The organism is Ruegeria sp. CG1 (assembly GCF_056537265.1).
This window is the reverse complement of record NZ_JBQFRF010000001.1, coordinates 281,670-307,841: the sequence shown is the minus strand read 5'-3', so window position 1 is coordinate 307,841 and position 26,172 is coordinate 281,670. Positions and strand designations below refer to the sequence as shown.

The window sequence follows — 26,172 nt, the reverse complement described above, 5'->3', positions numbered from 1 at the left end:
AGGGTTAGATCATGCGTGATCTCAGCAGTCAGTTCTCAGCCAGAGCTTCGAGCCCGGAAGAGAATTTGTCGATATTCGCCGGCCGTCGCGGTTGGCAAGTGGGGCTCATGGTTCCACTCTTCGTTCTAGCGTTGATATTGTTCTGGGTCGGCACAGGCTGGTATGCCGTTGTTGATCAAGGAAAAATGGCGTTATCCGTTGATTTCAAGGTGTTCTGGGCTGCAGGTCACCTCGCGCATTTAGGCGAACCGCTTGCGGCATTTGATATCGACAGATTGTCGGAAATACACGAAGCGTCCAAGGAAGACGATTGGATGCCTTGGTCTTATCCTCCCTCGTTCCTTGTCGCACTCCAACCACTCGGGGCATTGTCGTTTTCTCCGGCTTGGGCAATTTTCACGGCGATCTCAATTGTCGCAATGCTTCTTGCTGTGCGACCGTTTTCCTGCGGATTTGTACCGGTTTGGTTTGCTTTTGCACTCTCCCCCGCCATGTTGCCAAACTTGTATATGGGGCAGACCACAACCCTTTGGGCAGCAGGCCTTCTGGCCGCACTAGCGGCGCTAAAGAACGACCGCTTCGTGCTGGCAGGGTTCTTTATTGGATTGCTGACGCTTAAACCCCAACTCGGCCTGCTCATACCGCTTGCGCTTTTGGCAAGCGGTGCGTGGAAAACGATCATATCAGCAACGGTCACGACGGTGGTCTTGTCCGTTCTGGCCACCCTGGTCGTTGGCGTCGAATATTGGACCGAAATGCGCAACATGATGGGCGTCCACTTTGAAGAGATACGAGAATCCATCCATCTCAATACGCTGATGCTTAGCCCTTATTCCTTGCTGGCCAGCATCGGTGTGCCAGAAACGCTCGCGCTTGCGATGCAATGGACTTTGACAGTGTTGTCTGGAATTGCAGTCTTCGTTGCATGGCGCAGCCCAAGAGTAGGTTTTGACTTGCGGGTAGCGGTACTCTTTCTAGGTATTTCCATGTCTACACCGTACTTCTGGTTCTATGAATCTGGGCTGCTTGCAATCGTTGCACTGTTCCTGCTTCGAGCTGGCGTCCTGACAACTTCTCCATGGCGTCTGGTACTGGCCGCCGCAATGTGGATCGGTATAGGACCAGCAACACATATGGTGCTTTTCAAGATGACCGAGATATTGTCTTTGCGCCTCGTGTTTGCCCCGATCCTAATACTGGCTTGCGTAGTTTGCCTCCAAGCGCTGATCTCTGCGCTACGAAAGCCCGAAGAAACTTATGTCCAAGATGAGGTCTATCAATGACTCCGCTAAACATCGTCAAAGGCTCCACCCGCCATTCTGCATATAACCTACGCCCGACATTCTCGGACGTGCAGGAACAACACACGATCGCGGTGCTGGTTGAAAACGAACCGGGGGTTCTGGCCCGCGTAATTGGTCTGTTCTCGGGTCGTGGCTATAATATTGAAAGTCTAACGGTTGCCGAGGTTGACCATACCGGGCATCTCAGCCGAATTACCATCGTCACTACCGGCACCCCGCAAGTGATCGAACAGATCAAGGCGCAGCTTGGACGCATCGTGTCGGTCCGTGACGTGCATGATCTGACCGTCGAAGGTGCTTCGGTCGAGCGCGAGCTGGCGATCATCAAGGTTGTGGGTGAAGGCGATAAACGGGTCGAAGCCCTGCGACTGGCCGACATTTTCCGGGCCAATGTCGTCGATAGTACGCTGAATTCGTTCATCTTCGAGATCACCGGTGCACCGGACAAGATCGATGCCTTTGCCGATCTGATGCGCCCTCTTGGCTTGATTGAAATCGCCCGTACCGGAGTTGCAGCCCTATTGCGCGGTGACTAAGCCCCATTTCCGCCCTGGGACTGAATTCATTCTCGGGGCGGCGGCCTGCTTGGCCATTGTGCCCTGCTAACCTCAAAAAGGCTTAATGCGTTCATCAAATATGAGCAACAGCATGAAAAAGATCATGCAAATAGGCTGAAAGCCTATTGATTTTGCTTATCATCAGACTAGCCTGTGACGCGTAGCGAGGCGCTTTGCAGCGCCCGTTGGGGTCAACTTTACGATTTCTGAATACTGCGCGGCCGCTGTGCCGCCGCAAACCTGTTTTTGCTGAAGATACAAACGGAAATCTGGGACAGAAGTGACCGACATCAATCGCAGCCCCGCAGAATTGCGCAGCATGTTCGGAGCCAACCTCAGGCAGCTCGCAAACAGTTATCGGTCGGTTTCAGAGCTTTGCCGCCAATTGGGCATCAATCGAACGCAGTTTAATCGCTATCTGTCAGGTGAAAGTTTTCCCAGGCCGGATGTGCTGGACCGGATGTGTCGATTCTTCGATATCGACGCGCGTATCCTGCTGAAACCTTTGGATGAAATAGAACCGGTCGCCGCTCATCCCGCATCAGAAATCATCGATCGATTTCTCGTCACCGGGTCAGAAAAAACTATGGCGACCGGATTTTATCACGCCGCTGAGGCCTCACCAAACCGACGCGAACCAACACTTCACCGGCTACTGTTTATGCGCCGCATTCGGCATTGCACCTTGCTGCGCAGCTATGAACCCTTGTCGCATATGCCGAAATGCTCCGCGCCGATGCGTGAGGTTCAGGGCATCGTTTCTCACATCGGCGGACAAGTCTGCGCATTGATGTCCCGGCCCGGCGCACAGGATTGCAGAATGATGGTTCTGAACCTTCCGCCTGAATGGGCACCTCAGGAATGGTCGGGTTATGTGTATCGGTTGGCCGGTGGCAGTGGATCCGATGTAAGACGGCTTACGCTGCATCACCTTGGGCATAATTTGTCCGCAGCACTGCAATCGGCCCGAAAGGCGCACAATTCATCAGGGCCTGACTTAAACGGACAGATTTAAGAGGGTGTCGGCTGAGCAGCCCCGGACGGATCGTTGTCCAAGATCAAGCGATAAAGATGCCAGCTGGCATGCCCCAGCAAAGGCAGGACGATAAACAGGCCCAGGAACCAAGGGATCATCGCCAAAAAAGTGATGATCGCGATGAAGGCCCCCCACGCCAGCATCACACCAATGTTCGCTTTGACATAGGCAAAGCTGGTGATCATCGCGGTCACAAAATCCAGCTCACGATCCAGCAGCATAGGAATCGACAGCACGGTGATCATGTACAGAATGATTGCAAATACGGCCCCGACCAGTGTGCCCAGTACCAACATGCTCAGCCCATTGGGTGTCAGGAACACCTCAAATGATGTTGAAATATTGGTCATCGTCGACAGCCCCATGAACAGCGCAAAGATCATGTGGCCCAGAAAGAACCAGAACAGAAAGATCACCACGATAATGGCGCAGATCGACGGCAGTTGCCTTCGGCTTTGCTGTATGACCACGCCGAATATCGCACCGGGATTCAACGGCTCGCCCTGTTCCAGCCGGTGCGAGACCTCATACAATCCCACGGCAGCAAACGGCCCGATCAGGGGAAAGCCGATCGCGGCCAAAACCAGCCAGAACGACGTTCCCGTCTGCAGCGTGACCCACGCCATCAGCCACCCGGCCAGCACGTAGAAGCCCGCAAACAGAAGCCCAAAAAGCGGCGCGCGGCGATAATCCTGCCACGCTCGGCGCAGTGCCTCTTTAAGCATCGCGGTATCAACGGGTTTCAGCGTCGGCACACCAAAGGGTTTGTCCATTCTTGTTTTCTCCTCCCGGGCGGTTGTTCTACATGGCGGGTCGTTTCTGAGGCCAAAGCGTTGCAGAATGATATGCCGCCCCAATCGACAAGATCCGCGCATCTGCACCACGCGGACCGAACAGCTGCATTCCCATCGGCAGCCCTTTTGGTCCGAAACCGACAGGCGCACCCAGACAGGGCAACCCTAAAAGGCTAACGGGTGTCACGACCTGCATCCAGCGATGGTAGGTATCCATCCCCTGCCCCTTGATTTCGGTTGGGTACGGCGTTTCGAGCTCGAACGGCCAGACCTGCGCTGCGGGCAACACCAAGGCGTCATAGTCTTCGAAAAGCTCCACCGCCCGCTTGTACCAGTCAGACCGGTTCACACTGGCCCGGTGCACATCCATCGCGCTGAGCGCCAGGCCGCGCTCCAATTCCCATTGCGCGGTATCTTTGAGTGATGATTTCTTCTTGGCCAAAGGCTCCAACCCTGCGGCCACTGACCAGGAGCGCAGAGTAATCCAACTGTCCCAGATCAGGTCCGCGTCAAACGGTGGTTCAAGCGCCTCAACTCGCGCACCGCGTTCTTCGAAAACGTGCAACGCATCGCGGCATCGCGCAAGGATACCCTCTTCGCATGGAAACGCCCCGCCCCAGTCGCCCAACCAGCCTATGCGCATCCCTGTCAGATCAGCCGCTTGAACGGGCGACACGCGCTCGACCTCTGTGCTTAATGGCATCCTTGGATCGGGGCCGGATATGACGTCAAGCAATAGCCCGATGTCTTCGGGGCTGCGCGCCATAGGCCCCAGTGTTGAAAGCTGATGCAGATAACTGTCCCCCACTGGCTCAGACGGAACGCGCCCCCAACTTGGCCTGAACCCGTATACGTTGTTCCATGCGGCCGGGTTGCGCAGGCTGCCCATCATGTCCGAGCCGTCTGCCAGCGCCAGCATTCCAGTCGCCAACGCAACTGCTGCACCGCCCGACGAACCTCCACAGGTTTTCGTGGGATCATAAGGGTTGCGTGTTCGACCATAGACAGGATTGAACGTGTGCGAACCCAGTCCGAATTCCGGCGTGTTGGTCTTACCGATCAGAATTGCCCCAGCAGCCCTTAGCCGGGCGGCCAGCAGATCGTCAGTTTGTGGCACATGATCTTTGAACAATGGCGAACCCTGCGTCGAAGTGATCCCTGCCACATTTACCAGATCTTTCACCGCTATCGGCAACCCGTGCAGCGCGCCGCGAGGTGACGCGGCATCCGCCGCCCGCGCCTCGGCCATCAAAGCGTCTTCATCCCGCAGCGCGACAATCGCGTTTACCTCACCGTTCACCTGGGCGATCCGATCCAGCGTCGCGCGCATCAGTTCTGCAGCTGAAAGCTGTCGGCGGGACAAGGCGTCAAGAATGTCCGTCGCGGATGCTCTGGTCAAATCCATGCGGGTTGGTCCTTTGGCTGCTCGTCATCAGCCTAGCGACGTGCTCGGACCATTTAAAGCCACTGTTTAAATGTATCTTTTTAGAATTTCGCGAAGAAGAGCGGCGCAAGAGCGCGCATCATCTGATCCTGAGGTCGATCCGCAAATTGCTGTCGCGGCCCAGCACATTCATCAGACCAAAGACGATCATCACCAGACTAAGCACCAGCCACAACCCGCCCCACATCATGGTGGTTCCGCCGAATTCTTCAGCCAGCATATATGCATCTGATCGCAATCCCGCGCGTCGGATCGTGTCATCGAAAATGTCAAACGGAACGTAGATCATGCTGGTCAGCCCGATGACCCGTAAAATCAGATCACACAGGTTGCGGTTCAGGAACCACGCGGTGGCCAGCATCACCGCTCCACAGCCCGCGCTGAACGCCATGGCAAACGGTTCCCGGATATACAGGAGCGCAACAATCAGCATGACTCCCCCAAAGAGACCAAGCGCAGCCCGATCGGCATTGGTGCGCAGGGCGATCATCAGCAGGCCCATCCCAAGCATCAAGGACCCAAGATATCCCGCTGACAGACTGACAAACCGATTGCCTCCTAGGCCAATAACCAGACCACCTTGTTGTGGAGAGACCGAGAAACTTTCAACCGAACCACCGGTCAGTATAATGGCACCTGCATGCGAAAGCTCATGCAGGAACACAACCAGGATTTTCAACGGAAGCACCAGCATCGTGTTCCAGAACACAAACACCAACGCGACAATTGCGATCAATTGCCAGTGGCCCTTGATCAGGTTCACAGCCGAGGTCAGGGACTGCCGCAATTAGCCGTCGCCCTGTGCCTCGGACCGGCTTTTGCCCGAGACATTCAGGGCCAGTGTCGCCGCCATGAAACCATCCAGATCACCATCCAGCACACCCTTGGTGTCCGATGTCTCGTGATTGGTCCGCAAGTCTTTGACCATCTGATAGGGCTGCAGCACGTAAGACCGGATCTGGTTGCCCCAGCCCGCATCACCCTTGGCTTCGTGGGCAGCGTTGATCTCGGCGTTTCTGCGATCCAGCTCTTGCTGGTACAGCCGTGATTTCAGCGCTTTCATGGCAATATCGCGGTTCTGGTGCTGCGATTTCTCGGAACTGGTGACCACGATTCCGGTCGGAATATGCGTAATCCGAACCGCCGAGTCCGTCGTGTTCACGTGCTGACCACCCGCGCCCGAGGACCGGTAGGTATCAACGCGGATATCCGATGGGTTCACCTCGATCTCGATATTGTCGTCCACCACAGGATAAACCCAGACCGAACTGAACGAGGTATGCCGCTTGGCCGCCGAGTCGAACGGAGAGATACGCACCAAACGGTGCACACCGCTTTCCGATTTCAGCCAGCCATAGGCATTGTGGCCAGTGATCTTGTAGGCGGCGGACTTGATCCCCGCCTCTTCCCCCGCTGTCTCGGATTGCAGTTCGACCGTATAGCCCTTTTTCTCGGCCCAGCGGACATACATCCGCGCCAACATCGAGGCCCAGTCGCAGCTTTCCGTACCGCCCGCGCCCGAGTTGATCTCAAGGAAGGTATCATTGCCGTCCGCTTCGCCATCAAGCAGCGCCTCAAGCTCTTTCTTTGCGGCCTTGGTCTGCAGCTTTTTGATCGCTTCTTCGGCGTCGGTCACGACCTCTTCGTCCTCTTCCATCTCGCCCAGTTCGATCAGCTCAATATTGTCGCTGAGATCGGTCTTGATAGATTCGTAGGTCTCGATGGCATCGACCAGCAACTGCCGCTCGCGCATCAATTTCTGCGCGTTCTCGGGATTGTCCCACAGGTTCGGATCTTCAACACGCGCGTTGAATTCCTCCAACCGGTGCGGCGCTGTTTCATAGTCCATGCGCTGCGCCAGCAGCTCCAGCGACTTTTCGATTTCCGCCACGATATTCTGGGTTTCGGCGCGCATGGTCAGGTCCCAACTTGCTCAATCAGGTGTGCGTGATAGCAAGAGGTGCGAGGCACCACAAGACGACTGAGCCGGGAAACTTGGGCGGATCAGTAAAGCCCGCCGCCCTGCAGATCGCCCTGGCTGGCATTGGGGCCAACCGTGATCGTATCCCCGGTTGAGGTGGTCACCTGACGGCCCGAACTTGCCTCTTCAAACAACGGTAGGTCAGATCCCATCGCGAAGCCACCGTCATAGACGCGATCGATAAAACCATCCACGCCATCACGGAAATACTCGGCGACCACATATTCTCCACTCGCGTCTTCTGGCAGGCGCGCGCCGCTGAAACGGTCAATCTTGATGAAATGGCCACCCGGAGGCACCTCGAACGGGCCACCGCCGTATTTCTCGACTGCTTTTTCCATAAAGCTTTGGAACACAGGACCGCACAAGGTGCCGCCGTAGGCCCCTCGGCCCATCGGGCGCGGGCGGTCATAACCGATGTAGCAACCGGCCACGATATTTGAGGTGAAACCGATGAACCACGCATCCTTGGATTCGTTCGTGGTGCCGGTCTTGCCCGCTGTGGGCACGGGCAGGTTCACAACACGTGATGCAGTGCCGCGATCAACCACGCCCTTCATCATCGACGTCAACTGGTAGGCGGTGATGGCATCCATGACCTGGCTGCGATCGGTGAGGATCGTGGGCGATTCATCAGGCTCAAGCCAGCTAGAGTTACAATCGACGCACTGGCGATCGTCATGGCGATAGATGGTCTTGCCGAACCGATCCTGAATACGGTCAACCAGTGTGGGTTCAACCCGCTCGCCACCATTGGCGAACATCGCATAGGCAGCGACCATTTTGTACAGCGTAGTCTCTTCAGACCCTAGCGAGTTCGCAAGGAACGCACCCATCCGGTCATAAACGCCAAACCGCTCGGCATAGCCTGCGACCACGGGCATTGTGACTTCTTGCGCCAGACGGATGGTCATCAGGTTCCGCGACTGTTCGATCCCGGTACGCAACGGGGTCGGACCATAAAACTTGTTCGTCGAGTTTTTGGGACGCCACAGGCCCTGCGGTGTATTCACTTCAATCGGCGCATCCACAACGATCGTTGCGGGGCTGTATCCGCTGTCTAGCGCCGCTGCATAAACGAACGGTTTGAAGCTCGACCCGGGTTGGCGCTGTGCCTGAGTGGCGCGGTTAAACACGGTATCCTGATACGAGAACCCGCCCTGCATCGCCAGAACACGGCCCGAATTCACGTCCATCGCGACAAAGCCGCCCTGCACTTCTGGCACCTGACGGGCAGACCACTGCCCCTCTTCGCCAGCCATTACCAGAATGACATCGCCGCGTTTGAAATTGTCCTGGAAATTGCCCTGCATCCACTTGATGTCTTCGCGCGGGATGGTGCCATCTGCTGGACCATCTTCGATCCCGACGGTCAGGGATTGGTCGGCCACGTTCAAAACAACGGCAGGATACCACTGCGTCGGCAGCACCACGTCGCGGGGGATTTCCATGATCGCCAGCGCCTCGCGCCACTGTGCTTCATCCGCCAGCTTCTCCTCGGCGATGACTTCGCCTGTGCCGCGCCACCGCCCGCGAGAGCGGTCGTATTTCTGCAGCGCCGTGCGCAGGGCTTTCGCCGCTTCGACCTGCATTTCCTCATCCACCGAGGCGCGTACGGTGAAACCGCCAGTAAAGAACTCACCCTCGCCAAAATCCTCGCTCAACTGGCGACGGATTTCGTCGGTGAAATAGTCACGCGGCGGCAGTGCAGTGCGGAAGCTTTCAAAATCCCCGTTCTGAACCGAACGCAAAGGCATCTCGACTTCGGTCTCATAGGTGGCCTGATCGATATAGCCGTTCTGCTGCATCTCGCGCAGCACATAGTTGCGGCGGTTCAGCAAACGTTCTTTCTGCCGCACAGGATGGTAGTCCGATGGTGCCTTGGGCATCGCCGCCAGCATCGCGGCTTCATGCGGGGCCAGTTCCTGCAGAGTTTTGTTGAAATAGGTCTGCGCAGCAGCGGTCACACCATAAGAGTTCTGGCCCAGAAAGATCTCGTTCATATAGAGCTCGAGGATCTGTTCCTTGTCCAAGGTATCCTCAAGCCGGGTGGCGAGGATAATTTCCTTGATCTTGCGCTCGGCCCGGCGGTCACCGGACAACAGGAAGTTCTTCATCACCTGCTGCGTGATGGTTGACGCACCACGAACGGTTTCGCCTTTAGTGCGCACTGCCTCGACCCCGGCAGCAATGATACCGCGTGGGTCATAGCCCTGATGGGTATAGAAATTCTTGTCTTCCGCCGAGATAAACGCCTGTTTTACCAGATCGGGAATTTCCTCGGACGGCGTGAACAGGCGGCGCTCCTGTGCAAATTCGTCGATCAGCTGGCCCTCACCCGAGTAAATCCGGCTGATCGTCGGTGGTTTGTATTGCGCCAGTGATTCATGACTGGGCAGGTCGCGCCCATACATCCAGAACACCGCGCCAACGACCAGCGCGGCCATAAAAATACCCAAGGTCACGAGGCTGAAAATCGCCCCGAAAAACGAAAGAATGAACCGGATCACGTTACTGCCTTTTACTCGCGATGACGCCTATATAGTGTCGCCCCCGCGCAGGGTCAAAACACGAAAGGCTACAATGGCTGTTTTGCGCCGCTGCGTCATTGTCCGATCAGAGATCGCTTAACCAGATCGTCCCGACGCCAGTTCTCAAGCCCCTGCACAATCCCATGCGCCATGGATGCGCGCCAGTTTGGATCAGAGATGTTCTTGAAATCGCGCGGGCTGGACAAAAAACCCAGCTCTACCAGAACCGATGGGATATCTGCTGCCTTCAACACCGAAAACGACGAAGAACGTAGCGGACGACGATTCATCGGGCCTCCCTGCTGCGTCATTCCATCCACCAGCGAGCGCGCCAGTGCGCTACTGCGTGGCACAGTCTCTCGCCGAGCCAGATCCAGCAACACATCAGCGACCTGATCGTCTGCACCGCTGAGATCAATACCTGCGATCAAATCACTCCGGTCATGCCGTTCGGCCAGCTTTTGACTGGCAACGTCTGAAGCTTCCTCTGAAAGAGTGTAGACGACCGACCCATGCGCCAGCCCTTCGGAAAGCGAATCCGCATGCAGTGAGATAAACACGTCGGCCCCGGCCTGATGTGCCAGCGAGATACGGCGTTCGAGCGAGACGAATTGATCGTCAACACGCGTCATCACCACTTCGAAACCGCCGGTACGCAGCAGCGCCTCTCGCAGCTCTCGCGCGAAGGTCAGCATCAGTGTTTTCTCATTGGTATCCGCGAATTCTGCCCCGGGATCAATGCCGCCATGCCCGGGATCCAGCATGACCCGAACCGCCCGCACACCGTCGCGCCGCGGCAGTGCCGGTGTCACTGCGGGTTCCGGCAAATCCCAGCCGGGCTGACGGGGGGCACCTGCGCTGGCTGCAAAACTGTCAAAATCAGTGCCTTTCAGGTGCAGCGATAGTTGAGCAGTGCCCGTCGCCTGATCAACCCGCAGATCAGCTGTTTCCACCGCCAGCGGAGCGCCCAGCTCCAACACCAGACGCGACCAACCGGGCACGTATGCGCCGAATTGAACACCGCTGATCCGGCTGGTTTGCAGAAAGGTCTCGCGGTTCAGGCCAGACCAGTCGACCTCTTGGAAATCCAGCACCACGCGGTATGGATCGCGCAGTGTGAACACGCGGTATGGCACGCCTTGAGTCAGCCCAAGTTCGACCCTTACGCCGGTATTGCCATCATCGACGATTCCGCTCTGGTCCGGAAGGACGCGTGCAAGCGCGCTAAAGTCCTGCGCGACAGCAGCACCAGTCAGCGCCCATATCAGGGCGATTGCGTAGAAAATCCTGCTCATGGCCTCAAGTTATCCCGAGATCGTTTGAGGCAGAGACTATCGCATAACCCTGCCTTTGTGAACGCTTTAGGCCGTTCGCGGGATAGCGCCTCGCTCGGCCATAAAACGTTGCAGCCGATCCAGCCCCTGCTGAATGTCGTCGCTCGATCGCGCATAGGAAAATCGCAGCGTCGTGTGCCCGCGCACCGGGTCGAAATCCAGCCCCGGCGTCACGGCAACCCCGGCTTTGTCGAGAATCTCGGCTGCAAATGCCCGGCTGTCATCGGTCAAGTCTGAGACATCCGCGTAAACATAAAACGCCCCATCCGGCGGTGCGATATTGGTAAAACCGGCCTTGGGCAACCCGTCCAGCATCAACAGACGATTGCGGCGGTATACATCCAGATTTGCCTGCAATTCGTCGTTACAATCCATAGCTGCCAATGCGGCCACCTGACTGGCGTGAGGCGCGCAGATGAACATGTTCTGGGCAATCCGCTCAACCACCCGCACCTGATCCTCGGGCACAACCATCCAGCCAACGCGCCAGCCGGTCATCGAAAAATATTTGGAGAATGAGTTGATCACATAGCACTCATCCGTCAGCTCGAGCGCAGTGACGGCTTTGGCCTCGTATTCCAGCCCGTGATAAATCTCGTCACTGATGAACGATGCACCCTGCGCGTGCGCCGCATCGATCAGCGCCTGCATCGCCGCATGATCCAGCATTGTTCCAGTCGGGTTGGCAGGCGAGGCAACCATCAATCCCTGCAAATCAAGCCCCGTGAAATCGGCGGGCACCGGCTGTAGCCGGTTTTCCGGTGCTGTCGGCAAGTCTACCGGCACCAAACCCAATGCTTTCAGGATTTGCCTATATGAGGGATATCCCGGGGCACCAATCCCCACCCGATCACCGCTGTCGAACAGAGCGGTAAAGGCGAGCAAAAACCCGCCCGATGATCCCGGTGTGATGACCACCCGTTCTGGATTGAGATCAACGCCATACCATTCACCATACATCTGCGCGATCCGCTGACGAAGAGCGGGCAAACCCAAAGCCACCGTATACCCAAGCGGCCCTTGTTCCATGGCCTTCGCCAATGCTTCGGTTGCCCCTTTGGGTGCGCCGGTCCCCGGTTGACCTACTTCCATGTGAACGACATGCCGCCCGGCTTCTTCCGCCTTGCGCGCGGCCTCCATCACGTCCATCACGATGAAGGGATCGACCCCGGAACGGGTTGAGTTTCTCATGGCCATCTCCCATGTTGCAGCCATGGCTTTTGAACGCTTATCCCGGCTGGCGTCAATCCCGGCCGTGTTGCTGCTGGCAGTGACATGGTCGATCAGCGCCATGCAGGCCAGCGCGCAAAGCCTTATCCGCGATCCCGACATTGAACACGGGCTGCAAGAGCTCGCCTTTCCGATCCTGCGGGCCGCTGGCCTGAACACCAACCGGGTGCGCGTACTGATCGTCAATGATGGTACGTTCAATGCCTTCGTGATCGATTACAACACGATCTATATCAACTATGGCTTGATCCTAAGCGTCGATACGCCCGAGATGCTGCAAGCGGTGATCGCACACGAGGCCGCGCACATCGCCAACGGCCACTTGGCCAGACGCTCAGAGAACCTGCGCGCGGCGCAACGTAACGCGCAGCTTGGGACGCTTTTAGCACTTGCAGCCGCGGCCGCAGGTGGCGGAGAAGCTGCAGCAGGAATTGCAGCGGGCACACAAGCCTCGGCGCTGCGCAGCTTTCTGGGCCATACGCGGGCTGAAGAAGCCTCGGCGGATCGAAGTGCTGCCAGCTATTTGCGTTGGGCGGGAGTATCTCCGCGCGGGATGGTCAACCTGCACCGTAAGTTCGCGGGGCAAGAGCTGTTGAACCCCGTCAATCAAGACCCCTACATGCGCTCACACCCTACCAGCCGCGAACGTTTGCGCGCCGCCGAGGCCTTTCTGAACGAATTCGGCGACAAGGCAGAGCAAAACGCAAATGCCGATTACTGGTTCGCGCGGATCAAAGGTAAGTTGTCAGCCTTTCTTCGATCCCCGACCTGGACCATGCGTCGCGCGGGCGAAGAAAAAGATCGTGACATACGCCTGATGCGCGAGGCATCGGCCCATCATCAAAATCGCGATCTCGCCAGTGCCCGCGCCGCAATCGATGGTGCGCTGGAGATTCGCCCTGACGATCCGTTTTTTTATGAATTGAAGGGCCAGATTCTATTGGAGAACCGGCGCGTGCGCGAAGCTGTGGATGCCTACGGTGCAGCCGTTGATATGGCGCCCAACAATGCCCTGATCCTCGCCGGTTACGGACGTGCTTTGCTGGCGGATGGCAAGACGAAGAAAGCCCTGCAAGTGCTTGAAAAGGCGCGCGCACGCGACTATCGCAATGCCCGGCTGATGCAGGATCTGGGTTCTGCCTATTCGCAGGTGGGCAACAACGGAATGGCGTCTGCGGTGACTGCAGAACGCTATGCGCTGCAGGGCCGACTTGATGATGCGGGCATACATGCTAAACGGGCTGTTGCACAGCTCCCCGAAGGCTCTCCGGGTTGGCAAAGGGCACAGGATGTGTTGATTGCCTCGGAGCGCGCAAAGAAGAAGAAAAAGAGGAAACGGAAATGATCCTGAGACATGCTGCACCGGCCCTATTGGGTCTTTCCCTGATCACTGGTCCTGCGCAGGCGCTGGAATTGAACGCGATGAGCCACGCCGAGAAGGCCGAGTTTGGCGCACAGGTGCGCGAATACCTTCTGGAAAACCCCGAAGTGATCCTCGAGGCGATCAACATCCTTGAGGAACGCAATGCCGTTGCCGAGGCTCAGGCTGACAAGGAGCTTGTCGCGGCCAACGCTGACGAGCTTTTTAATGACGGTTACAGCTGGGTCGGTGGCAATCCGGACGGCGATATTACTCTGGTCGAGTTCATGGACTACCGTTGCGGTTACTGCCGGCGCGCCGTGCCCGAAGTGGCCACCCTGCTGGCCGAGGACGGCAATATCCGTCTTGTGATTAAGGAATTGCCGATCCTAGGCGATGCCTCTGTAGCGTCATCCCGCTTTGCCATCGCAACAAAACAGGTGGCCGGAGACGATGCCTATAAGCAGGTGCATGACGCTCTGCTGGAATTCAGCGGCGAGCCCTCCGAGGTGACCCTGCGCCGGATTTCAGATGGGCTGGGTCTGGACAGCGACGCGATCATCGCGGCAATGAACAGCGATGAGGTCACCGAAGAAATCGCAAAAACCCGCGATCTGGCGCAAAAGCTGCGGATTTCAGGCACACCATCCTTTGTTCTGGGCACCGAAATGATGCGCGGGTACCTGCCCGCAGACCAAATGCTCCAGATCGCAAATGGAGTTCGGGCAGAACAGGGTTAAGTCATCACTGTAGGTTTCCAGCATGGATCGACGGAACCTCTTACTCACTGGAGGCGCGCTGAGTTTTATGGGCCTGTCTAAGCAAACCCTCGCTCAGCGCACTTCAAACTTCTTCGTACCGGCGGAAGAAGCGCCCCACGAACGCACATTCATGCAATGGCCGGTCAGCCGCAAAGTTTACCGTGACCAGATCTTTCTGGATATGGTGCAACAAACCATCGCGGAAATCGCGAACGCCATTTCCGCCTTTGAACCCGTGACAATGCTTGCGGCGGCAAAGCACCATGCGGATGCGCGTCAAAAACTTTCCTCATCAGTCGAGCTCTGGGATGTTCCAACCGAAGATTTGTGGTGCCGCGACGCAGGTCCAATCTTCGTGATCGACAATCGAGGCGGGATTGCGGTCAGTCATATCCAGTTCAACGGCTGGGGCCGGAAACAGGTGCACAAACACGATGCGCAAATCGCCAGTAAGGTTGCCGATCATCTCGGCCTACCCCTGCTTCCGTCCGGCTTGAGGGGCGAGGCCGGTGGTGTAGAACAAGACGGGCATGGGTTGATCATGGCCCATGAAAGCTCGTGGGTGAATGAGAACCGCAATCCAGACCTGTCACGCAACGAAATTGAATCCCGATTACTGGCAGCCTATGGGGCTGACCGCATGGTCTGGTCTGATGGGGTCTGGGGCGAGGATATCACCGATTACCACATCGACAGTCTGGCGCGCTTCACCGGCCCTGGGCGCGTTTTGATCAACCTGCCAGACGAGCCGGATATGGATGATCCGTTTCATGTCGCGGCCCTTGATACTCATGACCGTCTCGTCGCCGAAGGATTGCAGGTTGTGGTGATCTCTGAACCCAATAGGCGCCGAGTTAACGATCCCGAATTCGTGGCATCTTATGCGAATTACTATGTTTGTAATGGCGGCATCGTGATGGCCCAGTTCGGAGACCGCGAAACCGATGAGATTGCACAGATGGCCCTAGCTCGTCACTACCCCGGGCGCGAGATCATTGCATTGAATGTCGACGTATTGGGCGAGCTGGGCGGCGGCATTCACTGCGCAACACAGCAAATGCCTGTTGCATAGGCCTTGTTACTCAGCAGCTTCAGCTGCCGCATCCAGCTCTGCTGCCTTCTTTTCGACCTCTTCAACGATGTGATCAATCATCTGGTCGTTTGACATCTTGTGGCTGGCTTTGCCTGCCAGATAGACCATGCCCGAGCCTGCCCCGCCACCGGTGAAACCGACATCGGTCATCAGCGCCTCACCCGGACCGTTCACGACACAGCCGATGATCGACAGGCTCATGGGTGTCTTGATGTGTTCCAAGCGATGCTCCAACGCCTCAACCGTTTTGATTACGTCAAAACCCTGTCGCGCGCAGGAGGGGCATGAGATGATGTTCACGCCGCGATGGCGCAGGCCCAGAGATTTCAGGATCTCATAGCCGACCTTGACCTCTTCCACCGGATCAGCAGACAGGCTGACGCGGATCGTGTCGCCAATGCCCATCCACAGCAGATTGCCCAGACCGATGGCCGATTTGATGGTGCCGCTGACCAGCCCTCCGGCCTCGGTGATGCCCAGATGGATGGGCGCATCCGTCGCCTCGGCAATGCCCTGATAAGCCGCCGCTGACAGGAATACGTCGCTGGCCTTCACACTGATCTTGAAATTGTGAAAGTCGTTGTCTTCGAGAATACGGATATGCTCCAACCCGCTCTCGACCATCGCTTCGGGGCACGGCTCGCCGTATTTCTCAAGCAGGTGCTTTTCCAGGCTCCCTGCGTTCACCCCGATCCGGATCGAGCAATTGTGGTCTCGCGCGGCTTTGATGACCTCTTTCACCCGTTTTTCATCGCCGATATTGCCCGGATTGATCCGTAGACAGGCCGCACCGGCCTTGGCGGATTCGATTCCGCGACGGTAGTGGAAATGAATATCAGCCACGATAGGAACAGGGCTTTCGCGCACGATCTCTTTCAGCGCTTTTGACGAGGCCTCATCCGGGACCGAGACCCGCACGATATCCGCCCCCGCCTCTGCTGCCGCCTGCACCTGTGCCACGGTCGCAGCCACGTCGGTGGTCAGCGTGTTGGTCATGGTCTGCACGGCAATCGGTGCGTCACCTCCGACGGGCACATTGCCGACCATGATCTGGCGGGATTTGCGGCGATAGATATTGCGCCAAGGGCGCACGTGATTGAGCGACATGAGGATCGATCCGGATCAGCCTGAATTGACCCTTAGATAGTTCGCCATCCCTTGGGGAGCAATGCCAAGATCACTCGGTGGGCGCTTCTGCCGCCTCGGTCTGCAACTCGGCCACCAGTTGCTTGAGTGCGCTGTTCTGATCGGCCTCAAGATCGGCAACTGCGAAGGTTTCTGCAACGGCATCTTTTGACAGAACAACACCTTTGGCCACCGTGCCCGGCGCGCCCACAGGACCAAAATGTTCGCCATTCATCGAGAAATAGACCGACCCTGCAGCTCCTGCTCGCAGTTGCGGGGGTTCCTCGGTGAGCGGCACCTCGAACGTGCTGCCCTGCTCAACGGTGCCCAGAGTTCCTTCGAAAATCACGCTGCCATCGGCTGCCGTGACACGCATCCAAGCGGGGTTCACGGCCACGATCTTCAGCGTCGTATCCAGCTTTTCAACCACTTGAGGCAAGGCCGGGCGTTCAACCGTATGCACTTCGGTCACTTTGATTTGCGGAGGTTCAGGCGCGCGGAACGTTCCGACACTGCGCGGATCAAGGGTGGAAATCGGCGCATCCCGCGCCACCAGCACCGGCACATCAAGCGCCTGCGGACGATACAGACGATCCAGCGCTTCAGAGCTTGGCACCTCGGCGCTGGCCAGTTCGGTTCCCTCGGGCCGGGCCTGGGCGGCATCCAGCGGATCAAGGTCTGTAAGCACGACGGGGGCCTGCTCAACCGGGCTGACCTGCACCTGCTGAATGCGGTTCAGAACCGACCAGCCCCCATAACCGATGCCGCCAATGACGGCCAACAGCACCAGCGTCGATCCAATAGCACGCGGTTCAATCTGGCTGACTACGGATTCGCGGCCCGGAATATAAGGCGTACTGGGCGAGACAAACGGATCACGTCCCATCGGCCCGCGTGAGGGCAAACCACCTTGCGCTTTTTTGACCACCGACGCCTCGGCCGACATGCCATGCGCAACCTCGAAACCGCTTTCCTGACAGAAGGTCGCAAAAGTCTCATCGGGGTTCATGCCCAGATAGCGGGCATATGAACGCACATACCCGGCGATGAAGCCGGGTGTGTCAAAGGCATCGGGATCTGCATTTTCGATGGCGGCGATGTAGTTGGCTTTGATTCGCAGTTCACGCTGCACATCCAGAAGCGACTTGCCCATCGTTGCACGTTCGCCGCGCATGACATCGCCAAGCCGTACCTCATAGTCATCAAAACCCTTGGGTCTGACGTCCATGTCTTCTTCGGAATCGCGCTGTGATCTGCGCCCAATCATTCCTGCTGCCCCATCTTTGCCTGTCGCGTGTTACGCGCAAACGTCGAATCGCCCCTATAACGATTCGTCCGCTTCTTTTGTTAGCGTAAGCTTAACACGCAGCAAACTCGTTGCACACTTTAGCGTGAGGTTAACCAGCAAGTTCGGCGCGATTTAGCGCACAATGTGACCAAAGTTCGTCCATCGCCTGCACCAGACGGTTCATTTCGTCGGGTCCATGCACCGGAGATGGCGTAAACCGCAGACGTTCGGTGCCGCGCGGAACGGTCGGGAAATTGATTGGCTGCACATAGATACCATAGTCATCCAGCAGCATATCGCTCAACTTCTTGGTGTGGACGGGGTTGCCAACGATCACCGGCACAATGTGGCTGCCGTGATCAATCAGAGGCATGCCAAGCCCTTTCAGCCTCAGCTTAAGAATGCTGGCCTGGGTCTGGTGCTGCTCGCGCAGTTCAGGCGCGCGCTTGAGATAGGCCACCGAGGCTGCCGCCCCTGCCGCAACCGCAGGTGGCAGCGAGGTAGTGAAGATGAAGCCCGGCGCATAGGACCGGATGGCGTCACACATCTTGGCACTCGCCGCGATGTAGCCGCCCATGACACCATAGGCTTTGGCAAGCGTTCCGTTGATGATGTCAATGCGATGCGCCAACCGATCACGCTCGGTTACGCCCCCGCCGCGGGGGCCGTACATGCCAACCGCGTGAACCTCATCAATATAGGTCAAAGCACCGAATTCATCGGCCAGATCGCAAATCTCTTCAATGGGTCCGAAATCGCCATCCATCGAATAGACCGACTCAAACGCGATCAGCTTGGGGGCTGCAGGGTCATCAGCCTCCAGCAACTCACGCAGATGTGCCACGTCATTGTGGCGGAAGATGCGTTTGGCACCCCCGTTGCGGCGCACGCCTTCGATCATCGACGCATGGTTCAGTGCATCGGAATATATAATCAGGCCGGGGAACAGTTTTGGCAGAGTGCTGAGTGTCGCGTCATTGGCGATATAGGCACTGGTGAATAGCAGTGCGGCTTCTTTGCCGTGCAAGTCCGCCAATTCAGCTTCCAGCCGTTTGTGATAGACTGTCGTGCCTGAAATGTTGCGCGTCCCGCCCGAGCCTGCGCCTGCGGCCTCCACCGCCTCGTGCATGGCCTCCAAAACAACAGGATTCTGACCCATGCCCAAATAATCATTGCCACACCACACGGTGATGTTCTGCTGCGAACCATCGGGACAAGTCCGTACCGCATGCGGAAAATGACCGTTCCGACGTTCAATATCGATAAAGGTCCGATAACGTCCTTCGTCATGCAGCCTGGCAATCGCTGTATCGATCTGAGCAGTATAGTCCAACGGACCCTCCTTGGATGCCCGGTTATTATAGCCCCGGGCGACTTTTTTCGCCACTTCACAAGCCGGGCTGGAAGTATGGCGTCGCGTTCATCTGTCCAACTGGCCTACAGCCGAACAGCCGAACCCAACTTTGATTTGCATCAAATAACGCCAAACGCCTAAACCGACAAGCAAAGTTACGACCACAAGACGCGAGGAAACGCCGCAGGCCTTTTCCCCAGATCCAGCACAGAAACCTGCTGGACGGTACCGCCCATGCTGATAGGCTCTGCCCAATTTCAAGACCTTCCCAGGAGACCCCTATGTCGCTTGACGCTGTACTGAGCCGGATCGATACCGATCTGACCACCTCCATCGACCGCCTGATGGAGTTTCTGCGCATTCCCTCCATCTCGACTGACCCGGCCTTCAAGGACCAAGTCGACCAGGCTGCCGATTGGCTGGTGGCGGATCTGAAAAGTATCGGTATTGCAGCCGAAAAGCGCGAAACTCCGGGACATCCCATGGTCGTTGGCCATGTCGGTGAGGACAGCGGTGGGCCGCATGTTCTGTTCTATGGGCACTATGATGTGCAACCTGTCGATCCGCTGGAGCTGTGGACACGCGATCCTTTCGATCCGGCTTTGGAAGACACTCCACACGGACAGGTGATACGCGGGCGCGGCGCTTCTGACGACAAAGGCCAACTGATGACCTTCGTCGAGGCCTGCCGCGCCTGGAAAGCAGTGCATGGCACCCTGCCCTGCCGCATCACGTTTTTCTTCGAAGGTGAGGAAGAATCCGGGTCGCCCTCGCTCGTGCCATTTCTCAAAGCAAACAAATCCGAGCTTCAGGCGGATCTCGCGTTGGTCTGTGATACTTCGATGGTGTCGCGGGGGGTGCCTTCGATAGCGTCGCAATTGCGCGGCATGCTCAAGGATGAATTCACAATCATCGGTCCCCGCATTGACCTGCATTCGGGCCACTATGGCGGGCCGGGTCTGAACCCGCTGCGGGAACTGTCGCGCATCGTCGCATCCTTCTATGATGAAGAAACCGGCCGCGTCGCAGTCGAAGGTTTTTACGAAGGCGTACACGAAGTCCCGGCCGAGCAGTTGCGCCAATGGGAGAATTGCGGGTTCGATGAAACGGAATACCTGAATTCGGTTGGCTATACCGAGCCGCACGGTGAAACAGGCTATTCCACGCTGGAACAACAATGGGCGCGACCCACGCTCGAAGTGAATGGCCTTTGGGGAGGTTACAACGGCGCGGGCTCCAAAACCGTTATCCCGTCCGAGGCACATTGCAAGATCACCTGCCGCCTGGTCGGCGACATGGACCCGGACGCGCTCCGCAAAAGGATCCGCAAACATGTCGAAGAGCGCCTGTCCACGGATGCTAAAGTGGTCTGGGACAGTGATCTCGAAGGCTCTCCTGCTTCGGTGATGAACCTTAGCCGCCCAGAATTCGAAGCGGCCCGCGGAGCACTTTCGGACGAGTGGAATCGCGAGGCCGTTTTCACCGGGATGGGCGGATCAATCCCAGTGGTTGGATATTTCAATACAGTGTTGGGGCTGGATTCGATGCTGGTTGGGTATGCCAATGACGATGATGCCATCCACTCGCCGAACGAGAAATACGACGTCAAAAGCTTCCACAGAGGCATCCGCTCGTGGGCCCGTATATTGGAAGCAATAAATAAATGAGGATCCTTTGCGAGGCTCTGCCTCGCGCTCCGAGGTATTTTCGGCCAGATGAAGTACGGATCCCCTGCTTCATCTGGCTATAAATATCTCGGGGGAGTCGCGGCTTGCCGCGGCGGGGGCAGAGCCCCCTGTCCTTACATGTGGATCACGCGTCCATAGGCATCCAGCACGCTTTCATGCATCATTTCAGACAGCGTCGGATGCGGGAAGACGGTGTTCATCAGGTCTTCTTCAGTGGTTTCCAACTGGCGACCGACCACATAGCCCTGAATAAGCTCTGTGACTTCGGCACCGATCATGTGTGCACCTAGCAGTTCCCCAGTCTTGGCATCGAAGACGGTCTTGATCAGTCCCTCGGGCTCACCAAGCGCGATGGCCTTGCCGTTGCCGATGAACGGGAAGCGTCCGACCTTGATGTCATAGCCCAGCTCTTTGGCCTTGGCTTCGCTATACCCAACCGAAGCGACCTGAGGCTGGCAATAAGTGCAGCCCGCGATGCTTTCAGGCTTGACCGGATGTGCGTGTTTGCCCGCGATCAGTTCCGCGACCATCACGCCTTCGTGGCTGGCTTTGTGTGCCAGCCAGGGCGCCCCGGCGATATCACCTATAGCGTAAAGCCCGTCTACCCCAGTGCGGCAGTATTCATCGGTGACCACGTGCGTGCGGTCGATCTTCACACCCAAGGCTTCAAGCCCGAGGTTTTCCACATTGCCGACGATGCCCACGGCCGAGATCACCGTGTCAAAATCGTGTTTCTCAACCTTGCCTTTCACCTCGATATGCGCAGTCACCTTGTCCTTGGCGCGGTCCAATTGTTTAACCATCGCCTTTTCCATGATGGTCATGCCCTGCTTGGTGAAAGCTTTCTTGGCAAATGCACTGATCTCGGCATCTTCGACAGGCAGCACTCGATCCATCACCTCGACCACGGTCGTGTCCGCGCCCAAAGTGTTATAGAAGCTGGCGAATTCGATCCCGATCGCACCCGAGCCGATGACCAGCAGTTTCTTGGGCATCCGCGGCGGTTGCAGCGCGTGTTTGTACGTCCAGACCAGATCGCCATCCGCTTCAAGGCCCGGCAGTTCGCGCGCCCGGGCACCGGTGGCCAGAACGATATTCTTCGCGGTTAGGTCTTCCGTGCCTTTGTCTGTTTTGACGCTGACCTTGCCCTTGGCGGGGATCGATGCCTCACCCATGACAACAGCGACTTTGTTCTTTTTCAGCAGATGACCTATGCCGCCGGACAACTGCGCGGCAACACCGCGCGAGCGCTTCACAACCGCATCCAGATCGTAGCCGACCTTGTCTGCTTTCAAGCCAAAATCCTTGGCACGCTCCATCAGGTGGAACACTTCCGATGACCGCAGTAGTGCCTTTGTCGGGATACAGCCCCAGTTCAGGCAGATACCACCCAGATGTTCGCGCTCGACAACAGCGGTCTTCAGGCCCAGTTGCGCCGCGCGAATAGCGGCTACATAGCCACCGGGGCCAGCCCCGATTACGATCAGATCATAAGATTGTGCAGCCATGTTTCCCTCTCGGCACAGGTCAGTTCAAAAACTAGTTTACCGTTAAACTATTTTTTACAACGCATCAACATCAGAGCCCGCGACATATGTGACGCGGGGTCAAATCAGGTATTTGGAGCTGAATTCAGCCTATACCCACGTTACCGCAAAGGCTAGAACTGAAGAATATGCACTACCAGTTTTTGACCTTCCCGATTTTCGAAAGGCGTATCATGGCTAAAACGCTCAAAGATTTACTGCTCGCTCTTTTGAACGCGACATTGATATTGTTGGCTTTATGCCTGTTTTTGGGGTGGAAACTTGCGCAGTCTGTCGATCAGATCCGGGTCGGGTTTGCTGAGAACCTGCAGGTCGTGGCGCCGCTACGAGATCAGGCGCAGGGAATTCGTGGGGAACTGGCCGCGTTGCGCAGCGATCTTGCGACCCTTGGCAGTCAGGGCACGCAGCTCGATGCGGTCACACGCCAACAGTTGAATGCGGCATTGCGACGTTTGGGTGATCTGGAGGGGAAGCTGGAAGACACTCAGACCCGATTGGCGGGCCTGGTCGAAAAACCAGAAGACTTGATCGACTATGCCATCACGACATCCGCCGACACTGTCACCGACCGCCTTCTGATCCTAAAAGGCTGTGAGCCCGCGACCTAGGTCGCGGCCTGCAACTCGCGCACAGTCGAACCATATCCGCCATTACTGACATATGCGGCTTCGTGTTCAGTGGTCGCGCGTTCCAGCGCATCGTTTCGATACGGGAAACGACCGAACTTGCGGATCACCTCACGATGAGCGCGCGCATGAAGCAGATTGCTCTCGCCGCCTTCCGGCATCCGTTCGATCATAAGGCGCACACAGCGCTCCTGATCGCACAGATTTTCCGAATGCATCATCGGCAAATAAAAGAACTGCCGCGCCGGTTCGTCGATCTTAAGATCCCAGCCTTTGTCGACCGCGCATTTCGCTGCAGCCAGTGCCGCCCGATCCGATGCAAAGGCCTGTTTGCTTCCCCGGAACATGTTGCGAGGCAACTGATCCATAAGAATAATATAGGCCAGCGAACCGCTAGGATAGGTCAGCCAAAGCGAGAATTTACCCTCACACGCGGCTTCCCATGTTGAAAGAAATTTATCCCGGATCCGCGCATCCAGCGCTTCATCCTGCAGGTACCACCCCTCGGGGCCAACCTCATCTAACCAAAAACTCAATACTTCTTCAGGACCTACCATTGCCCTAGACTCCGTAATTGCCCTCCCCAGGACGTAACGTCATTAAAATCACTTTTACAGATTTGTGACAGTAACATATTGCAACACAAAAGTCACATTTCCGGCGCTCAGGCGGGTTCTTGCGTATCCTGCTCGTCCTGGGCTGCCTCTATGGCGACCTCTTGCGCAACTTCCAGAGCAACGGGCGAAGATGTCGGGTAAATCGGGGCAATCGATCCGGTTTCATCCACGGGTTTGTAGACGCGCTGGGTCATACGATAGGCCGCATAGGCGGCCATGATGAACATCAGCGCCGCGATGAACAGGAAAAAGCCTTGTGGGCCGAGCACGCCAGCCCCCATTAGCCAACCGGTGATAATTGGACCTGCGATAGCGCCCAAGCCGTTAATAAAAACCAGACCGCCCGAAGCCGCCGACATATCGTCATACTCCAAGTAGTCATTGGTATACGCGATCAACAGAGAATAGAGCGGGCTTGTCATGCCGCCGATGATAAAGGCAGCTACGAGAAGCATGGTGAAAGTGACGCCCAGTATCATGCCTATCACGGCGCCTACCCCACCAACAGCGGCCACCAGCATGATCAGCAGACGGCGGTCCATTCTGTCGGACATCCAGCCCAACGGATATTGCAGGACTACGGCGCCGATATAAAACACCGCTACGAAGGTCGAAATCTCGACCAGACTCAATCCAACCTGAGCGCCATAAACGGCGCTCATCCCGAATTGCGCTGAAAATATCCCGCCAAGCAAGAACATGCCGACGCAGCCCAGCGGCGATGTTTCCATCAGCTGGCGCAATGTCATCGGTTTGGTGGTATCGAACGCCGGGGTCGGAGAAATGGACAGCAGAATAGGCGCAAATGAGATCGAAACCAGTATAGAAGCGATGACAAAGGTCTCATATCCTGCCGGGTCACCGACCAGCAACAAGGCCTGGGCACTCACCACACCTGTCATCTGCACCATCATATAAAGCGACAGCGCCTGCCCTCGGTTCTCGTTGTTTGCGGCATTGTTCAGCCAGCTTTCAGCAGTCACATACACGCCCGAAAAACAGAACCCGATAATCACGCGGCCAATCGACCATGCAATTGGATCGGTCAGCATCGGATACATGATCATGACAGCCGAGATAAACGAGGCCAGCGCCGCAAACACGCGCACGTGCCCCACGCGGCGGATCATTTCAGGTGCCAGACGCGAGCCGCCAAGGAACCCAAGGAAATAGGCCGACATCACAAAGGACATCTCTAGGGTCGAGAATCCCTCGATCTCCCCACGCACCCCCAGCAACGTGCCCTGCAGGCCGTTGCCGACCATCAGCAACCCCATTCCCAGAAGAAGCGCCCAAGCGCTGGAAAGAACCTGAAGCATTCTGCCTATCCAAAATTGCCGGTGTGTTTTGTCCGCTTTGCCGTCAATGACGAAGCACGTCGCGCTTGTCTACGACATTGTAAGGGCTCAGATGGCCAAGATACGACTATGGTATCAGCAGAGACGCGTCGCCGTATGAGAAAAAGCGATATTCTTCTGCGATAGCGTGGTCATAGACCGACTTGATCCGATCCTGCCCAATCAACGCCGAAACCAGCATCAGCAATGTGGATTTCGGCAGGTGGAAGTTGGTCATCAGCGCATCAGTGACATGAAATTCAAAACCTGGGTATATGAAGATATCGGTCTCGCCTTCCCACGGCGCGATCCGGCCGCAGCGTGCCGCGCTTTCGATCAGTCGAAGGGCGGTTGTGCCCACCGGGATAACGCGCCCGCCCGCTTCTTTGGTCGCCGCAATCTCGGCAGCGGCCTGCGCGCTGACCCGTCCCCATTCGGCGTGCATCTTGTGGGAGGTCACGTCTTCCACTTTGACCGGCAGAAATGTGCCTGCCCCCACATGCAGCGTGACATGCGTGAACTCGACACCGCGCTCCGATAGCGCCTGCAAAAGCGCATCATCAAAATGCAAGGACGCGGTTGGGGCCGCTACGGCTCCGGAGTTTCGCGCCCACACAGTTTGGTAGTCGGTCTTGTCCTGTTCATCCGCCGCGCGTTTCGCTGCGATGTAGGGAGGCAACGGCATCGCGCCGGCCTGCTCCAACGCTTGATCGAAATCCTCTCCGGTCAGGTTGAAGCGCAGATAGGCTTGGCCATCGGCAACTCGGTCCAGGGTTGCGCTCAGATCGTCTGAGAATACGATCTCTTCGCCCGGTTTGATCTTCTTAAGCGGCTTGATCAGCGCGGCCCAGCAACCATCAGATTGCGGGTCCAGCAACGTCGCCTCAATCGCGGCAGATACCGGCCCTTGCGCGCTGTCACGGTGGCGGCGACCGCTGAGGCGAGCGGGAATGACGCGGGTGTCGTTCAGCACCAGACGGTCCCCGGGCTGCAATATGTCCGGCAGATCGAACACATGCCGATCCTGAATCGCATCACCCTGCGCAAGCAGCAGTCGCGCGGACGAGCGCGGGCTGGCGGGACGCGTGGCAATCAGGTGTTCGGGCAGGTGGAAGTCAAAGTCGCTGAGTTTCATGGCCGCGCCATACATCGGCCCGACAGATTC

Annotated in this window: 22 protein-coding genes; 8 read left to right on the top strand and 14 right to left on the bottom strand. The window is 57.2% G+C overall.

The genetic code is table 11. The annotated features are described in order from the left end of the window. The first annotated feature begins 11 nt into the window (after positions 1-11). The 3 genes from ACR0AU_RS01550 to ACR0AU_RS01540 all read left to right on the top strand — a co-directional run bounded on the left by ACR0AU_RS01550 (position 12) and on the right by ACR0AU_RS01540 (position 2,876). On the top strand, positions 12-1,283 hold the full coding sequence (locus ACR0AU_RS01550) for a glycosyltransferase family 87 protein (RefSeq protein ID WP_170733349.1): 1,272 nt from the start codon (positions 12-14) through the stop codon (positions 1,281-1,283). Then, entirely contained in the window at positions 1,280-1,840 is a 561-nt protein-coding gene (gene ilvN / locus ACR0AU_RS01545) for an acetolactate synthase small subunit (protein WP_170396580.1), read from the top strand. Before ACR0AU_RS01550 ends, ilvN begins: the two co-directional genes overlap by 4 nt. 340 nt (positions 1,841-2,180) lie before the next feature. Beyond that, positions 2,181-2,876, top strand: a complete 696-nt coding sequence (locus ACR0AU_RS01540) for a helix-turn-helix domain-containing protein (RefSeq protein WP_170396965.1) — start codon at positions 2,181-2,183, stop codon at positions 2,874-2,876. On the opposite strand, the gene ACR0AU_RS01535 is transcribed toward ACR0AU_RS01540, so the two are convergent. From ACR0AU_RS01535 to ACR0AU_RS01505, 7 genes are all read right to left on the bottom strand, one after another. Continuing rightward, positions 2,873-3,670, bottom strand: coding sequence for a DUF2189 domain-containing protein (locus ACR0AU_RS01535; protein ID WP_170422180.1), 798 nt, complete (start codon positions 3,668-3,670; stop codon positions 2,873-2,875). The genes ACR0AU_RS01540 and ACR0AU_RS01535 overlap by 4 nt on opposite strands. 28 nt (positions 3,671-3,698) lie before the next feature. After that, positions 3,699-5,096: an amidase gene (locus ACR0AU_RS01530; protein ID WP_480795170.1), complete on the bottom strand. Its 1,398-nt coding sequence runs from the start codon at positions 5,094-5,096 to the stop codon at positions 3,699-3,701. A gap of 118 nt (positions 5,097-5,214) precedes the next feature. Continuing rightward, the gene (locus tag ACR0AU_RS01525; protein WP_480438635.1) at positions 5,215-5,922 is read right to left on the bottom strand and encodes a M50 family metallopeptidase; all 708 of its coding nucleotides are present in this window, start codon (positions 5,920-5,922) and stop codon (positions 5,215-5,217) included. Further along, on the bottom strand, positions 5,923-7,050 hold the full coding sequence (gene prfB / locus ACR0AU_RS01520; RefSeq protein WP_170566005.1) for a peptide chain release factor 2: 1,128 nt from the start codon (positions 7,048-7,050) through the stop codon (positions 5,923-5,925). Positions 7,051-7,139: 89 nt separating this feature from the next. Next, the gene (locus ACR0AU_RS01515; protein WP_480585332.1) at positions 7,140-9,626 is read right to left on the bottom strand and encodes a penicillin-binding protein 1A; all 2,487 of its coding nucleotides are present in this window, start codon (positions 9,624-9,626) and stop codon (positions 7,140-7,142) included. A gap of 95 nt (positions 9,627-9,721) precedes the next feature. Next, the gene (locus ACR0AU_RS01510) at positions 9,722-10,942 is read right to left on the bottom strand and encodes an N-acetylmuramoyl-L-alanine amidase (protein ID WP_480795169.1); all 1,221 of its coding nucleotides are present in this window, start codon (positions 10,940-10,942) and stop codon (positions 9,722-9,724) included. Positions 10,943-11,008: 66 nt separating this feature from the next. Then, a complete protein-coding gene (locus ACR0AU_RS01505; protein ID WP_480795168.1) occupies positions 11,009-12,172 on the bottom strand; it encodes a pyridoxal phosphate-dependent aminotransferase in 1,164 nt (387 codons plus the stop codon). On the opposite strand from ACR0AU_RS01505, the gene ACR0AU_RS01500 reads away from it, so the two are divergent. The 3 genes from ACR0AU_RS01500 to ACR0AU_RS01490 are packed head-to-tail and all read left to right on the top strand — an operon-like array spanning position 12,171 to position 15,404. Continuing rightward, entirely contained in the window at positions 12,171-13,556 is a 1,386-nt protein-coding gene (locus ACR0AU_RS01500) for a M48 family metalloprotease (protein ID WP_170733497.1), read from the top strand. The genes ACR0AU_RS01505 and ACR0AU_RS01500 overlap by 2 nt on opposite strands. Further along, positions 13,553-14,311: a DsbA family protein gene (locus ACR0AU_RS01495; protein WP_480795167.1), complete on the top strand. Its 759-nt coding sequence runs from the start codon at positions 13,553-13,555 to the stop codon at positions 14,309-14,311. Before ACR0AU_RS01500 ends, ACR0AU_RS01495 begins: the two co-directional genes overlap by 4 nt. Before the next feature lie 22 nt (positions 14,312-14,333). Continuing rightward, on the top strand, positions 14,334-15,404 hold the full coding sequence (locus ACR0AU_RS01490; RefSeq protein ID WP_480585341.1) for an agmatine deiminase family protein: 1,071 nt from the start codon (positions 14,334-14,336) through the stop codon (positions 15,402-15,404). 6 nt (positions 15,405-15,410) lie between these two features. On the opposite strand, the gene ispG is transcribed toward ACR0AU_RS01490, so the two are convergent. From ispG to hemA, 3 genes are all read right to left on the bottom strand, one after another. Then, on the bottom strand, positions 15,411-16,532 hold the full coding sequence (ispG, locus tag ACR0AU_RS01485) for a flavodoxin-dependent (E)-4-hydroxy-3-methylbut-2-enyl-diphosphate synthase (protein WP_170733356.1): 1,122 nt from the start codon (positions 16,530-16,532) through the stop codon (positions 15,411-15,413). A 70-nt stretch (positions 16,533-16,602) separates the two neighbouring features. After that, positions 16,603-17,817, bottom strand: coding sequence for a helix-turn-helix domain-containing protein (locus tag ACR0AU_RS01480; protein WP_170663671.1), 1,215 nt, complete (start codon positions 17,815-17,817; stop codon positions 16,603-16,605). Positions 17,818-17,947: 130 nt separating this feature from the next. Continuing rightward, positions 17,948-19,171 (bottom strand): 5-aminolevulinate synthase, encoded by a 1,224-nt coding sequence (gene hemA / locus ACR0AU_RS01475; protein ID WP_170612342.1) that lies wholly within the window; start codon positions 19,169-19,171, stop codon positions 17,948-17,950. 302 nt (positions 19,172-19,473) lie between these two features. On the opposite strand from hemA, the gene ACR0AU_RS01470 reads away from it, so the two are divergent. Further along, entirely contained in the window at positions 19,474-20,859 is a 1,386-nt protein-coding gene (locus tag ACR0AU_RS01470) for a dipeptidase (protein WP_170612344.1), read from the top strand. Between the two features lie 134 nt (positions 20,860-20,993). Here the strand turns inward: ACR0AU_RS01470 and lpdA are convergent, their stop codons facing one another. Further along, a complete protein-coding gene (lpdA, locus tag ACR0AU_RS01465) occupies positions 20,994-22,388 on the bottom strand; it encodes a dihydrolipoyl dehydrogenase (RefSeq protein WP_170733358.1) in 1,395 nt (464 codons plus the stop codon). Positions 22,389-22,600: 212 nt separating this feature from the next. Here lpdA and ACR0AU_RS01460 point away from each other — a divergent pair, with 212 nt between their 5' ends. Beyond that, the gene (locus tag ACR0AU_RS01460; protein ID WP_170733359.1) at positions 22,601-23,035 is read left to right on the top strand and encodes a hypothetical protein; all 435 of its coding nucleotides are present in this window, start codon (positions 22,601-22,603) and stop codon (positions 23,033-23,035) included. On the opposite strand, the gene ACR0AU_RS01455 is transcribed toward ACR0AU_RS01460, so the two are convergent. The 3 genes from ACR0AU_RS01455 to queA form a co-directional block, all read right to left on the bottom strand. Further along, positions 23,032-23,610 carry a DUF924 family protein gene (locus ACR0AU_RS01455; RefSeq protein WP_170396541.1) on the bottom strand — a complete coding sequence of 193 codons (579 nt, stop codon included), beginning with the start codon at positions 23,608-23,610 and terminating at the stop codon, positions 23,032-23,034. The genes ACR0AU_RS01460 and ACR0AU_RS01455 overlap by 4 nt on opposite strands. Before the next feature lie 107 nt (positions 23,611-23,717). After that, positions 23,718-24,989, bottom strand: coding sequence for an MFS transporter (locus tag ACR0AU_RS01450; RefSeq protein WP_170422201.1), 1,272 nt, complete (start codon positions 24,987-24,989; stop codon positions 23,718-23,720). Positions 24,990-25,095: 106 nt separating this feature from the next. Continuing rightward, positions 25,096-26,142, bottom strand: coding sequence for a tRNA preQ1(34) S-adenosylmethionine ribosyltransferase-isomerase QueA (gene queA / locus ACR0AU_RS01445; RefSeq protein WP_480795392.1), 1,047 nt, complete (start codon positions 26,140-26,142; stop codon positions 25,096-25,098). Between the last annotated feature and the right edge of the window lie 30 nt (positions 26,143-26,172).

Bases quoted from the DNA above. Each gene is read 5' to 3' on its own strand.
- ACR0AU_RS01550 (WP_170733349.1), top strand. From the start codon at position 12: ATGCGTGATCTCAGCAGTCAGTTCTCAGCCAGAGCTTCGAGCCCGGAA.
- ilvN (WP_170396580.1), top strand. From the start codon at position 1,280: ATGACTCCGCTAAACATCGTCAAAGGCTCCACCCGCCATTCTGCATAT.
- ACR0AU_RS01540 (WP_170396965.1), top strand. From the start codon at position 2,181: ATGTTCGGAGCCAACCTCAGGCAGCTCGCAAACAGTTATCGGTCGGTT.
- ACR0AU_RS01535 (WP_170422180.1), bottom strand. From the start codon at position 3,670: ATGGACAAACCCTTTGGTGTGCCGACGCTGAAACCCGTTGATACCGCG.
- ACR0AU_RS01530 (WP_480795170.1), bottom strand. From the start codon at position 5,096: ATGGATTTGACCAGAGCATCCGCGACGGACATTCTTGACGCCTTGTCC.
- prfB (WP_170566005.1), bottom strand. From the start codon at position 7,050: ATGCGCGCCGAAACCCAGAATATCGTGGCGGAAATCGAAAAGTCGCTG.
- ACR0AU_RS01510 (WP_480795169.1), bottom strand. From the start codon at position 10,942: ATGAGCAGGATTTTCTACGCAATCGCCCTGATATGGGCGCTGACTGGT.
- ACR0AU_RS01500 (WP_170733497.1), top strand. From the start codon at position 12,171: ATGGCCATCTCCCATGTTGCAGCCATGGCTTTTGAACGCTTATCCCGG.
- ACR0AU_RS01505 (WP_480795168.1), bottom strand. From the start codon at position 12,172: ATGAGAAACTCAACCCGTTCCGGGGTCGATCCCTTCATCGTGATGGAC.
- ACR0AU_RS01495 (WP_480795167.1), top strand. From the start codon at position 13,553: ATGATCCTGAGACATGCTGCACCGGCCCTATTGGGTCTTTCCCTGATC.
- ACR0AU_RS01490 (WP_480585341.1), top strand. From the start codon at position 14,334: ATGGATCGACGGAACCTCTTACTCACTGGAGGCGCGCTGAGTTTTATG.
- ispG (WP_170733356.1), bottom strand. From the start codon at position 16,532: ATGTCGCTCAATCACGTGCGCCCTTGGCGCAATATCTATCGCCGCAAA.
- ACR0AU_RS01480 (WP_170663671.1), bottom strand. From the start codon at position 17,817: ATGATTGGGCGCAGATCACAGCGCGATTCCGAAGAAGACATGGACGTC.
- ACR0AU_RS01470 (WP_170612344.1), top strand. From the start codon at position 19,474: ATGTCGCTTGACGCTGTACTGAGCCGGATCGATACCGATCTGACCACC.
- lpdA (WP_170733358.1), bottom strand. From the start codon at position 22,388: ATGGCTGCACAATCTTATGATCTGATCGTAATCGGGGCTGGCCCCGGT.
- ACR0AU_RS01460 (WP_170733359.1), top strand. From the start codon at position 22,601: ATGGCTAAAACGCTCAAAGATTTACTGCTCGCTCTTTTGAACGCGACA.
- ACR0AU_RS01455 (WP_170396541.1), bottom strand. From the start codon at position 23,610: ATGGTAGGTCCTGAAGAAGTATTGAGTTTTTGGTTAGATGAGGTTGGC.
- ACR0AU_RS01450 (WP_170422201.1), bottom strand. From the start codon at position 24,989: ATGCTTCAGGTTCTTTCCAGCGCTTGGGCGCTTCTTCTGGGAATGGGG.
- queA (WP_480795392.1), bottom strand. From the start codon at position 26,142: ATGAAACTCAGCGACTTTGACTTCCACCTGCCCGAACACCTGATTGCC.